The sequence below is a fragment of the Micromonospora sp. DT47 genome (assembly GCF_049844475.1).
Lineage (GTDB): Bacteria > Actinomycetota > Actinomycetes > Mycobacteriales > Micromonosporaceae > Micromonospora.
This window is the reverse complement of record NZ_JBNCLC010000013.1, coordinates 1-12415: the sequence shown is the minus strand read 5'-3', so window position 1 is coordinate 12415 and position 12415 is coordinate 1. Positions and strand designations below refer to the sequence as shown.

The following is a 12415-nucleotide window of genomic DNA, read 5'->3' as shown; positions in this document are numbered from 1 at the left end:
CTCAGGCGTCGGCCGGGGCGGATGCGGCACGGGCCGCGGCGACCAGCCGGTCGGTCTCGGCCAGCACCTGCTCGTCGTCGACCGGGGTGCCGGGGTCGTAGCGGACCGTCCAGCTCAGGCCGTCCACGCCGGCCACCCGCCGGGCCGCGATCCGGCCCGCGCCGCCGGGCACCGGGTGGTGCTGGGTGTACGCCACCGACCGGGTGACCCGGGCCCGTACCTGGTGCGGCAGGTCGCCCGGCTCGACCAGGAGGTAGGTCTCGGCCGGGCAGTCGGCCACCACCTGGTAGCCGTCCCGCTCGGTGACCCGCTCGGCGGGGGTGACGGTCAGCTCGTGGCCGGACCAGACGGCCTTGAGGATGTCGTGCCAGCCGAGCCGGTGCCCCCGCCCGGGCAGCCAGAGCCCGAGGTTGCTGGCGACCACCACGCCGTCGCCCTCGCCGTTGCCGGCGGCGGACCAGGCCAGCACCCGTTCGTCGTCGGCCAGCGGGGGCCGGGCGGCGGGCGGCAGCTTCGGTTTGCGGCTGAACAGTCCCATTACAGTCCTCCCGCGGCCTGCTCGCGCAGCGCCCGCGCGTGCTGCTCCAGCGAGAGCAGTTCCCCGAACAGGGCGAAGTACTCGTCCTTGTTGTTCACCGGGTTGATCCGCTGGATCCGGGACTTCAGGTCCCGGATCCGGCCGGTGACCGAGCCCCACTGCAACCGGGCCATGGTGATCGAGACGTACCGCGGGTCGGGCTCGCCGTCGATCCGCAGCGGCTCCACGGCCAGCTCGCCGACCAGGGCCTGGGCGGCGAGGTCCTCGCAGGCGTCCCGGACCGAGGAGATCCAGACCGCGCCGCCGGCCGCCGCCGCGGCCCCGCCGGCCGCCGCGATCGCGGCCCGCAGGGCGACGTGCACCGGGTGCCGGTATTCCGGGGCCTCGACCGCGTCGAACATCGGCCCGGCCAGCACCGGCTCCTGGACGGCGAGCTTCAGCGCCTCGCGTTCGACCATCGACTGCGGGCTGTCCACGGCCGGCTCCGCCGCCCTGGCCCGGGCCGGCGCGGGCGCATCCCTCTTGCCGTTCGGGGCGGCGCCGGCGGCGAGCACCGCCCGCTGCACCGGTTCGATCTCCAAGCCGAGGTCGCCGGCGAGCTTGCGGACGTACTCCGGGCGCTTCTCCCGGTCCTTGATCTTGGCGACCAGCGGGGCGGCCCGGCGCATCGCCTCCACCCGACCGTCGACGGTGTCCAGGTCGTAGCGGTGGATCAGGTGGCGGAGCGCGAAGTCGACCAGCGGCTCGCGGCGGGCGACCAGGTCGCGGACGGCCAGGTCGCCCTTGGCCAGCCGCAGCTCGCACGGGTCCATGTTGTCGGGGCTGACCGCGATGAAGGTACGACCGACGAAGCGCTGGTCGTCCTCGAAGGCGCGCAGCGCGGCCTTCTGCCCGGCGGCGTCACCGTCGAAGGTGAAGATGATCTCGCCGGCCACCGCGTCGGTGTCCAGCAGCAGCCGGCGCAGCAGCCCGATGTGGTCCGAGCCGAAGGCGGTGCCGCAGGTCGCCACGGCGGTGCTGACGCCGGCCAGGTGGCAGGCCATCACGTCGGTGTAGCCCTCGACGACGACCACCTTGCCCTGCTTGGCGATCTCCCGCTTGGCCTGGTCGAGGCCGTAGAGGACGTGCGACTTCTTGTAGATCGGCGTCTCGGGGGTGTTCAGGTATTTCGGGCCGTCGTCGTCGTCGAAGAGCCTGCGCGCGCCGAAGCCGATCACGTCGCCGGCCAGGTCCCGGATCGGCCAGAGCAGCCGGCGGCGGAACCGGTCGATCAGCGAGCCGGAGCGAGCCGGCCGGGACAGCCCGGCGGTGACCATCTCGTCGTGGCTGAAGCCCTGCTGGCGCAGGTGCTTGGTGAGCAGGTCCCAGCCGTCCGGGGCGAACCCGCAGCCGTAGCGCTCGGCGGCGGCCCGGTCGAAGCCGCGCTGGGCCAGGAACTCCCGCGCCGGCCGGGCGGCGGCGGTGGTGAGCTGGGCCCGGTAGAACGCGGCGGCGGCGGCGTGCGCCGCCACCAGGCGCTGCCGCTGCCCCTGCTGCGGGCGGCTGCGCGGGGCGGCCTGGTCGTTCTCCACGTAGCGCAGCTGGAGGCCGGCGCGGGCGGCGAGCCGCTCGACGGACTCGACGAAGCTCAGGTGCTCGGCGTCCATCAGGAACTTGATCGCGTCCCCGCCGGCACCGCAGCCGAAGCAGTACCAGACGTTGCGGGCGGGCGAGACGTTGAACGACGGGCTCTTCTCGTCGTGGAACGGGCAGAGCCCCTTGAGGTTGCCGCCGCCGGCCGACCTGAGGGTCACCGTGTCGGAGATGACCTCGGCGATGGAGGTGCGCTCCCGGACCAGCGTGATGTCCTCGTCCCGGATCCGCCCAGCCATCAGTGCCACCCCCTCGGCCCTACATCCTGCCCTGCCGGACCGACGATCCGCCCTCCGGGGGACGGGCGTGTGGCGAAGGACGCCGGGCGGCGCCGGTGTCACCGCGGGCGACGGTGGAGCCAGCGGGTGACCGGCGGCGGCGGCTCCTCCTCCTCGTACGACCTGGCGGCGCGGATCGCGGCGGCCAGGCCGTACCGCCGGGGCCGGGCCAGGTGCGGGTTGACGGCGGGATCCTGGGCCATGTCCCGCAGCAGTGCCACGGCGAGGCCGAGCATCACCACCACGAAAGGCAACGCGACCAGGATCGTCGCCTGTTGCAGGGCGGCCAGGCCGCCGGCGAGCAGCAGGGCGGCGGCGACGGCGCCGATCAGCACGCCCCAGAGCACCACGACGGCCCGGTGCGGCCGCAGCGCCCCCCGAGAGCTCAGCGAGCCCAGCACCAGGGCCGCCGAGTCGGCCCCGGTGATGAAGAAGAGCGCCACCAGCACCGACGCCAGCACGGTGGTCACCGTCGCCAGCGGCAGCGCCTGGAGCAGCCCGAAGAGCGCGCTCTCGGTGCTCTCCCTCACGTCGGCGACCAGGTTCCGGGCGCCGGTGGTCTGCACCCGCAGGGCGGTGCCGCCCATGATCGCGAACCAGACGATGCTCGCCCCGCTGGGCACCAGCAGCACCCCGGTGACGAACTCCCGGATGGTCCGGCCCCGGGAGATCCGGGCGATGAAGATGCCGACGAAGGGCGCCCAGGAGATCCACCACGCCCAGTAGAAGATCGTCCACGAGCCCAGCCAGGCCGGGTCGGAGAACGCCCCGGTCCGGGTGGACATGATCGTCAGGCCGCTGAGGTAGTCACCGACCGAGGCGGGCAGCACCTCCAGCGTGTAGATGGTCGGCCCGGCAACGAAGACGAAGACCATCAACCCGACCGCGAGCACCACGTTGGTGGTCGACAGCCACTTGATGCCCTTGTGCAGGCCGGTGAAGGCGGAGACCACGAACGCCGCGGTGAGCGCGGCGATGACCACCAGCTCCACCGCGGTGCTGTCCGGCACGGTGGTCGCGCTGCCCAGCCCGGCGGTCACCTGGAGCGCCCCCAGGCCCAGGCTGGTCGCCGAGCCGAAGACGGTGGCGAAGACCGCCAGCAGGTCGACCGCCTGGCCGATCCTGCCGTACGCCCGCTGGCCGAGCAGCGGCTCGAAGGCGGCGGAGATCCGGTTGCCGCGCTTCTTGCGGAACGTCGAGTACGCCAGCGCCAACCCGGCGATGGCGTAGATCCCCCACGGGTGCAGCGTCCAGTGGAACAGGGTGTACTGCATGGCCACCTCAGCGGCGGCATGGGTCTGCGGCTCGACGTCGGCGGCCGGCGGCGGCACGGCGTAGTGCTGGATCGGCTCGGCCACGGCGTAGAACACCAGGCCGATGCCCATGCCGGTGCTGAACATCATGGACACCCAGGCCATCGTGCTGAACTCCGGCTCGTCGTCGTCGGCGCCGAGCCGGATCCGGCCGAACCGGGATGCGGCGATCACCACCGACAGCACCAGGAAGGCGTCCGCGGCGACCACGAAGAACCAGCCGAAGGTGTTGGTCACCCAGCCCAGGCCGGCCTTGCCGACGCCGGCCAGCGAGCTGCCGCCGAAGACGCCCCAGCCGACCACGGCCAGCACCCCGGCGACGCCCAACGCCAGCACCACCGGGTCGATCCGCCCCCTGGCCGGCCCGGTGGCCTGCTCACTCGCCTGCTCCGCCATGGTCACATGGTGCGGCCCACCAACCCCCCGTACCGCCCATATCGCCACACTTCACCAGGCCGGGCCGCCGGTCGGACCGCGGCGGGAAACCGGCGCGGTGGGCGAGGTTCCGACGGTCAGGCGACGACGACGGCCTCCTCGGCCTCGACCTGGCGGTTCCAGTCGGCCTTGGCGGAGCGCCAGCCCTCGTCGTCCATGCCCCGGCGCCAGTAGCCGGAGATGGAGAGCGCCTCCCGGGGGACGCCCCGATCGACGCGCAGCAGCCGGCGCAGCTCCTTGACGAAGGTCGCCTCGCCGTGGACGAAGGCGTGCACCCGGCCGGGCGGGAACTCCAGCGCCCGGACGGCGGCGACCAGCGCCTCGCCCACCGGCCGGTCGCCGCGGTGCAGCCAGGTCAGCGCCACCGTGCCGGGGCTGGCCAGCGGCAGTTCGTCCGCCGCCCCGCCCACCTCGACCAGGACGACGGCCGGGGCGCCGACCGGCAGCCGCTCCAGGGCGGCGCCAATGGCCGGCAGCGCGCTCTCGTCACCCACCAGCAGGTGCCAGTCGGCGGACGGGTCCGGGGCGTACGCCCCGCCGGGGCCGGTGAAGAGCACCTCGTCGCCGGGGCGCAGCCGGGCCGCCCACGGCCCGGCCAGCCCCTCGTCGCCGTGGTGCACCACGTCGACGGTCAGCTCACCGGTCACCGCATCCCCGGCCCGCACCGTGTACGCGCGCAGCCGGGGCCACTGCTCGGCCGGGTACTCCCGCCTGATGGTGGCCAGGTCCACCGGACGCGGGTAGGTCACCCCGTCCGGCGGGAAGACCAGCTTGATGTAGTGGTCGGTGTACTTCCCCACCGGCAGTCCGGCCAGCTCCTCGCCGCCCAGCACGAGGCGGATCAGGTGCGGGGTGGGCCGCTCGGTCCGCAGGACCCGGGCGGACGTGACTGTCTTGGGGCGCTCCGTCATACCAGTTAGGCTAGCCTAAGTCGCCGAGCCGCCCCCAGCCGGTGGACCGAGGGTCCCGCAGACCAGCCGGTCGTGCCAGACCACCGCCGCCGGGTCGGTGAGCGAGGCGACCTGGTCGACCACCACCCGCAGCCGGGCGGCGTCGTCCGGGGCGGCCCGCCAGAGCGGTGCGAAGACCGGGTCGAGCGCGTCCGGCGCGCGGTCGGCCAGGGCCCCGACCAGCTCGGTGAGGATCTCCCGCTGCCGCTCGTACCGGCTCCGGGCGCCCGGGCGGCGCATCACGTAGCGCAATGCGATGCCCTTGAGCACCGCGCACTGGGCCCGGATCCGCCGGGGCACCACCAGGTCGGCGGCATAGCGGCGGTGCGGGCCGGGCCCGAAGCGCTCCTGGGTGGCGGCCACCACGGTCGAGACGAACCGGCCGGTGAGCACGCTGGTGGTGGCCTTCAGCGCGGTCTGCGCCCGGTGGCTGCCGTCGTAGCGGGCCAGCGGGGCGAGCGCTGGCTCGGCGAGCAGGTCGACCAGCACCCCGCCCAGATCGTCCGGGGACTCCCCGGAGTACGCCGCCGCCACGTCGGCGCAGAGTGCCCGCCGCTCGTCGGCGTCCTCCAGCAGCGGGCGCAGCGAGACGTACCCGCCGTGGATGCCGTCCTCGACGTCGTGCACCGAGTACGCCACGTCGTCGGCCCAGTCCATCACCTGCGCCTCCAGGCACCGGCGGCCACCGCCAGGAAGGCCGTCGTCGACGGGGGCGCCCGCGCGCAGCCAGTCGAAGACCGGCCGGTCGTCGGCGTACACGCCGAACTTGCGCAGCCCCGGCTGACGGGGCCAGGGGTACTTGGCGACCGCGTCGAGCGAGGCCCGGGTGAGGTTGAGCCCGGCCGGGGTGCCGTCCGGGGCGAGCACCTTGGCCTCCAGCCGGGTCAGCACGCGCAGCGTCTGCGCGTTGCCCTCGAACCCGCCGCAGGGCGCGGCGAGCAGGTCGAGGGCGTCCTCGCCGTTGTGCCCGAACGGCGGGTGCCCGAGGTCGTGGGCGAGCCCGGCGGTGTCCACCACGTCCGGGTCGCAGCCGAGCCGGGCGCCCATCTCCCGGGCGATCTGGGCCACCTCCAGCGAGTGGGTCAGCCGGGTACGCAGGAAGTCGTCGGTGCCGGCCACGTGCACCTGGGTCTTCGCGGCGAGCCGGCGGAAGGCCGCCGAGTGCAGCACCCGGGCCCGGTCCCGCTCGTACGGTGACCGCCCGTAGCCGGTGTCCTTCGGTGCCTCCTCGACCCGACGACACGCGTCGGCCTCGACCCGACGACACCCGTCGGCCGGAGCACCGCCCCCCGGCGTCGGGGCCGGACCGTCGACCGGCACCGTCAGCCCTGCTGCCGCAGCACGCAGAACTCGTTGCCCTCCGGGTCGGCCAGCATCGTCCACCCGGCGTCGCCCTGGCCGACGTCGACGTGCCGGGCGCCCATGTCGACCAGCCGCTCGACCTCGGCCTCCTGGTCGTCGGGACGCAGATCGAAGTGGAGCCGGTTCTTGCTCTCCTTGGCCGCGGCGACCGGGACGAAGACGATGCCGGGCAGCCGCTCGGCGGACTGCCGGATCTCCACCTCGTCCGGCTTTTCGGTGACCACCTGGTAACCGAGCGCCTCGGCCCACCACCGGGCCAACCGGGCGGGATCCCCGGCGTCGACGGTCACGCTCTCCCAGACGCTGGTCATGCAGCCACCCTTCACCGGTCCAAATCCCGCGGGAGCCCAGGTTACGCCCGGATGACCGGTACGGCCCGGCGGCGAGGCCCGGAAGCCGGTCCCGCAACCGCCGATCGGACCACCGGCCGGGCGGCGGCGGACGGCGACGGCGGCGGCCCCGGGGTCCGGGGCCGCCGCCGAGGCGATGTCGTGCCGCGGGTCAGCGGCTGTCAGAGCCGTCCGTCTCGATGACCGCGCGGCCGGCCTCCAGCCGGGCCACCGGCACCCGGAACGGCGAGCAGGAGACGTAGTCCAGCCCCACCTCGTGGAAGAAGTGCACCGAGTCGGGGTCACCGCCGTGCTCGCCGCAGACGCCGAGCTTCAGCCCGGGCCGGGCGGCCCGGCCCTCCTCGGCGGCGATCCGAACCAGCCGGCCGACGCCGTCCCGGTCGATGGACTCGAACGGCGAGATGCCGAAGATCCCGAGTTCCAGGTAGCGCCAGAAGAACGCGCCCTCGACGTCGTCCCGGGAGAAGCCCCATGCCATCTGGGTCAGGTCGTTGGTGCCGAAGGAGAAGAACTGCGCGGCCTCGGCGATCTGGCCGGCGGTCAGCGCCGCCCGGGGCACCTCGATCATGGTGCCGATCAGCACCTCGACCCCGCTGTCCCTGACCACCTCGGCGATGATCTTCTCGGCCTCGGCACGGACCGTCTCCAGCTCCTGCACCGCGCCGACCAGCGGGACCATGATCTCCGGCTTGGCCACCGCGCCGCCGCGGGCGACCGTGACGGCCGCCTCGGCGATCGCTCGGACCTGCATGGCGAAGAGACCCGGAATGACCAGGCCGAGGCGTACGCCGCGCAGGCCGAGCATCGGGTTCTCCTCGTGCATCCGCCGGACGGCGGCGAGCAGCGCCTCCTCCTTGGCCACGTCCTCGCCGCGCTCCTGAGCGACCGCGACGTTGACCGCGAGCTGCTCCAACGGCGGCAGGAACTCGTGCAATGGCGGGTCGATCAGCCGCACGGTGACCGGCAGGCCGTCCATCTCGCGGAAGATCTCCTCGAAGTCGGCCCGCTGCAACGGCAGCAGCGCCGCCAGCGCGCCGTCCCGCTCGTCGTCGGTGCGGGCCAGGATCAGCCGCTCCACCAGCTCCCGCCGGTCGCCGAGGAACATGTGCTCGGTGCGGCACAGCCCGATGCCCTCGGCGCCGAAGCGCCGGGCCCGGGCGGCGTCCGCGCCGGTGTCGGCATTCGTGCGGACCGCCAGACGCCGCGTGGCGTCGGCGTGCGTCATGATCCGATGTACGGCCCGGACCAGTGCGTTGTCGATGTGCTCCGGGTCGACGCTGCCCTCGAAGTACTGGACCACCTCGGACGGCATGACCGGCACCTCGCCGAGGTAGACCTTGCCGGTGGTGCCGTCGATGGAGACGATGTCGCCCTCGGTGACGGTCTGCCCGGCGACGGTGAACTTCTTCGCCGGCACGTTGACCTCGAGCTCGTCGGCGCCGGAGACGCAGGTCTTGCCCATCCCCCGGGCCACCACGGCGGCGTGGCTGGTCTTGCCGCCCCGCGAGGTGAGGATGCCCTTGGACGCGATCATGCCGTTGAGGTCGTCGGGGTTGGTCTCCCGGCGGACCAGGATCACCGACTCACCCTCACCGGCCAGCTCGACCGCCCGGGCGGAGGTGAAGACCACCTTGCCGGACGCCGCGCCCGGCGACGCCCCGATGCCCTTGGCCACCGGCTGGAACTCGTGGTCGAGCTGGAACCGGGGGAACATCAGCTGGGCGAGCTGCGCGCCGTTGACCCGGTGCAGCGCCTCGTCCAGGTCGATCAGGCCCTCGTCGACGAGCTGCCCGGCGATGACGAACGCGGCCGCAGCGGTGCGCTTGCCGACCCGGGTCTGCAGCATCCAGAGCTTGCCGCGCTCGATGGTGAACTCGATGTCGCAGAGGTCCTTGTAGTGCTCCTCCAACCGGGCCATGAAGGCGAGCAGCTGGTCGTAGGACTTCTTGTCGAGCTGCTCCAGCTCCTGCAGCGGCACGGTGTTGCGGATGCCGGCGACCACGTCCTCGCCCTGGGCGTTGGCCAGGTAGTCGCCGTAGATGCCCTGCGCGCCGCTGCCCGGGTCGCGGGTGAACGCGACGCCGGTGCCGGAGTCCGGGCCGAGGTTGCCGAAGACCATCGCCACCACGTTGACCGCGGTGCCGAGGTCGGCCGGGATCCGCTCCTGCCGGCGGTAGAGCACGGCCCGGTCTGCGTTCCACGACTCGAAGACCGCCCGGATCGCCAGGTCGAGCTGCTCGCGCGGCTCCTGCGGGAACTCCCGGCCGGTGTGCTTGCTGAAGATCTTCTTGTACGAGTCGACCAGCCCGCGCAGGTCCTCCGCGTCCAGGTCCAGGTCGTTGGTCGTGCCCTTGGCGCGCTTGGCGTCGTCGAGCGCGTGCTCGAACTCCTCGCCCGGCACCTCGCAGACGGTCTTGCCGAACATCTGGATCAGCCGCCGGTACGAGTCCCAGGCGAACCGGTCGTTGCCGCCGGCCTGCGCGGAGAGCCCGACCACGCTGCGGTCGTTGAGACCGACGTTGAGGACGGTCTCCATCATGCCCGGCATGGAGAACTTCGCCCCCGAGCGGACGGACACCAGCAGCGGGTCCTGCGGGTCGCCGAGCCGCTTGCCCATCGCGCTCTCCAGCGACGACAGGTGCGCGGCGATCTGGCCGGCCAGCCCGTCCGGCTCCTCGCCGGTGGCCAGGTACGCCTTGCAGGCCTCGGTGGTGATGGTGAAGCCAGGCGGGACCGGCAGACCGAGGTTGGTCATCTCGGCCAGGTTGGCCCCTTTGCCGCCGAGCAGGTCCTTGAGGTCCATGTTGCCCTCGGCGAAGTCGTAGACGTACTTGTGGTCCACCGTCTCTTGCGCTGCCACCTGGAGCCTCCCACGCGCGCCGGATTGACACTTAACGAAGGTTCAGTCGCTCTCATACCCCGGGGTCGACCATCGGTAATCCCGGGTCGACGCCGATCGGTGGGCGAAGGTTAAGCGAACATCGGGCGGCTCGGGACCGTTCGGTGACAATAGGCACAGCCATCACGACTATCCGCGTTCGTGGTGGTTCCTGGGAACGCTTCCACGCGCACGATCACGCAATTCCCCCTCCCCTCGTACCCTTGACGGCACCGGTACCTGCTGAACCTGACTTTTGCCATATCCCTCGCGAATACACACCCCGGAGCCGCTGCCGTGCCGCCCACCCCGTCCCGCACCCCCGAGACCGGCCAGGAACCGCTCGGCCAGGTCGTCCTGCCCGGCCACGAGCCGGCGGCGGGCGACCTCGCCCGGGCCGCCGCGCGGGCGGCCGGCGACCAGCTCGCGCCGCCCGCCCCGGTCCGGATCGGCGACGTGGTGCCGGCCCCGGAGCGGGTCGCACCGGACCCGGCCGCCGACTTCACACTTTCCGCCGACGCGGCCGTCCGGGTCAGCCCGGACCCGGCCGCGCGGGACGTGGCCGAGCAGCTTGCCGAACTCCTGCGCCCCGCCACCGGGTACGTCCTGCCGGTCACCGAGGTGACCGACGCCGGGACCGACGGCCACCTGGTGATCACCCTGTCCGGCACCGCGGGCCCGGTCGCCGTCGCCGCCGCGGGCCCGGTCGCCGTCGCCGCGGCGGGCCGGGTCGACGGTGCGGCGGGCCGGGTCGACGGTGCGGCGGAGCCGGCTCCGGCGGGGGACGCCCTCGGCGACGAGGGCTACCGGCTCGACGTCGGCCCCACCGAGGTCCGGATCACCGCCGCCACTGCGGCCGGCCTCTTCCACGGCGCGCAGACGCTGCGTCAGCTGCTGCCGGCGACCATCGAGAGCCCGACCCCGGTGACCGGACGCTGGGTGGTGCCCGGCGGCGTGATCGTCGACCGGCCCCGGTTCCCGTACCGGGGCGCGATGCTCGACGTGTCCCGGCACTTCTTCGGCGTCACCGACGTGCTCCGGGTGATCGACCACCTGGCCCGGTACAAGCTCAACCACCTGCACCTGCACCTCACCGACGACCAGGGCTGGCGGATCGCCGTCGACTCCTGGCCCCGACTGACCACCGTCGGCGGGACGACCGCGGTCGGTGGCGGCCCCGGCGGCTGGTACACCGCCGCCGACTACCGGCGGATCGTCCGGTACGCCGCCCGCCGGCACGTCACCGTCGTCCCCGAGGTCGACCTGCCGGGCCACACCAACGCGGCGCTGGTCGCGTACCCCGAGCTGGCGCCGGGCAAGGTCGCGCCGCCGCCGTACACCGGCACCGAGGTCGGCTTCAGCTACCTGGACCCGGCCGACGAGCGGACGTACGACTTCGTCGCCGACGTGCTCGGCGAGGTCGCCGCGCTCACCCCCGGCCCGTGGCTGCACATCGGCGGCGACGAGGCGTTCAAGGTGAAGGGGGAGGCGTACACCGGCTTCGTGGAACGGGTGCAGCGGATCGCCGCCAGCCTCGGGAAGACCGTGGTCGGCTGGCACCAGATCGCCCCGGCCCGGCACACCGACGGGCGAGTGCTGCAGTGGTGGGGCACCAACGGCGACGACCCGGTGGTGGCCGACGCGGTACGCCGGGGTGCCCGGCTGATCCTCTCCCCCGGCAACCATGCCTACCTGGACATGAAGTACGCCCCGGACACCCCGATCGGGCACGACTGGGCGGGGCTGATCGACGTGCGGCGGGCGTACGACTGGGACCCGGGCACGCACCTGACCGACGTGCCGGCGGAGGCGGTGCTCGGTGTCGGGGCGCCGCTCTGGACCGAGTCGGTGACCTCGCTGGCCGAGGTGGAGTTCATGCTCTTCCCCCGGCTGCCCGCCCTCGCCGAGCTGGGCTGGTCGGCCCGGGGCACGCACGACTGGGCCGGGTTCCGGGACCGGCTGGCCGCGCACGGCCCCCGCTGGGCCACCGCCGGCATCACCTTCCACCGCTCCCCCGAGGTGCCCTGGCCAGCCGAGCCGGCCGTGCCCGCCCAGGCGGCCGAGCGGCCCGCCCCGGCCCAGCCGGCCGTGCCCGCTGAACCGGCCGCCGGGGCGGCGCGGATCCCCGCCCAGACCCGCCCCGACGCCGCCGGAGCGCCCGGACCAGCCCCGGCCGCCGAGGGAGCGTGACGCTCCCTCCCGCCCACAGCGGTCAGCGCGCGAGGCGCGCAGCCAGCGCCGCTCGGCCCGCTCAAAATCCGCGCACTTTCGGAGAAAGTGTGGCCTCAGCGCGCAGGGAGATCACACTTTCCGAGAAACTGCGCGGATCTTGACGCTGGTGGCCGGCGTCGGGATCGGGGCCGAGCGGCGAACAGGCCGACCTTGGCGCGCCGGATGTCCAGTCCGGCTAACCGGGCCGGCGGATCCGGCCCCGGGATCCGGTTTGACCTGCGCCGTCCCGTGGCCGGCGCCACCCCGGCGGCGGAATCGCCGGGGGGTGCGGGTCGTTGTACATGGCACACCGCTCCGGCACCCCCGACCAAGGCGGCGGCCCGGCAAGCCAGCGCCGATGGAATGCGCACCCGGCCGGGCCGGTTACACCCCCCCGGACACCCGAGCAGGCCCCCCGGCCGCCGGGCAGATCCCCCCCTTTGACTTTCCCGCGGCACACCGCCCCCG

7 protein-coding genes and 1 pseudogene are annotated in these 12415 nt (G+C 73.7%); 1 reads left to right on the top strand and 7 read right to left on the bottom strand.

The annotated features are described in order from the left end of the window. Window position 1: 1 nt before the first annotated feature. From ACLQ2U_RS20080 to ppdK, 7 genes are all read right to left on the bottom strand, one after another. Window positions 2–538 carry a hypothetical protein gene (locus tag ACLQ2U_RS20080; RefSeq protein WP_425752238.1) on the bottom strand — a complete coding sequence of 179 codons (537 nt, stop codon included), beginning with the start codon at window positions 536–538 and terminating at the stop codon, window positions 2–4. After that, entirely contained in the window at window positions 538–2409 is a 1872-nt protein-coding gene (gene dnaG, locus ACLQ2U_RS20075; RefSeq protein WP_425752237.1) for a DNA primase, read from the bottom strand. The genes ACLQ2U_RS20080 and dnaG overlap by 1 nt, the downstream gene beginning before the upstream one ends. A 98-nt stretch (window positions 2410–2507) precedes the next feature. After that, window positions 2508–4157 carry a BCCT family transporter gene (locus ACLQ2U_RS20070; protein ID WP_425752236.1) on the bottom strand — a complete coding sequence of 550 codons (1650 nt, stop codon included), beginning with the start codon at window positions 4155–4157 and terminating at the stop codon, window positions 2508–2510. A gap of 116 nt (window positions 4158–4273) precedes the next feature. Further along, entirely contained in the window at window positions 4274–5107 is an 834-nt protein-coding gene (locus ACLQ2U_RS20065; RefSeq protein WP_425752235.1) for a siderophore-interacting protein, read from the bottom strand. Window positions 5108–5122: 15 nt separating this feature from the next. Further along, window positions 5123–6466 carry a deoxyguanosinetriphosphate triphosphohydrolase gene (locus ACLQ2U_RS20060; RefSeq protein WP_425752234.1) on the bottom strand — a complete coding sequence of 448 codons (1344 nt, stop codon included), beginning with the start codon at window positions 6464–6466 and terminating at the stop codon, window positions 5123–5125. A 2-nt stretch (window positions 6467–6468) separates the two neighbouring features. Then, the gene (locus ACLQ2U_RS20055) at window positions 6469–6819 is read right to left on the bottom strand and encodes a VOC family protein (RefSeq protein WP_425752232.1); all 351 of its coding nucleotides are present in this window, start codon (window positions 6817–6819) and stop codon (window positions 6469–6471) included. Between the two features lie 190 nt (window positions 6820–7009). Continuing rightward, on the bottom strand, window positions 7010–9718 hold the full coding sequence (ppdK, locus tag ACLQ2U_RS20050; protein WP_425752231.1) for a pyruvate, phosphate dikinase: 2709 nt from the start codon (window positions 9716–9718) through the stop codon (window positions 7010–7012). 375 nt (window positions 9719–10093) lie between these two features. On the opposite strand from ppdK, the pseudogene ACLQ2U_RS20045 reads away from it, so the two are divergent. After that, window positions 10094–11848: pseudogene (locus ACLQ2U_RS20045) on the top strand (beta-N-acetylhexosaminidase); the annotation flags it as partial. Window positions 11849–12415: the final 567 nt, after the last annotated feature.

Bases quoted from the DNA above. Each gene is read 5' to 3' on its own strand.
- ACLQ2U_RS20080 (WP_425752238.1), bottom strand. From the start codon at position 538: ATGGGACTGTTCAGCCGCAAACCGAAGCTGCCGCCCGCCGCCCGGCCC.
- dnaG (WP_425752237.1), bottom strand. From the start codon at position 2,409: ATGGCTGGGCGGATCCGGGACGAGGACATCACGCTGGTCCGGGAGCGC.
- ACLQ2U_RS20070 (WP_425752236.1), bottom strand. From the start codon at position 4,157: ATGGCGGAGCAGGCGAGTGAGCAGGCCACCGGGCCGGCCAGGGGGCGG.
- ACLQ2U_RS20065 (WP_425752235.1), bottom strand. From the start codon at position 5,107: ATGACGGAGCGCCCCAAGACAGTCACGTCCGCCCGGGTCCTGCGGACC.
- ACLQ2U_RS20055 (WP_425752232.1), bottom strand. From the start codon at position 6,819: ATGACCAGCGTCTGGGAGAGCGTGACCGTCGACGCCGGGGATCCCGCC.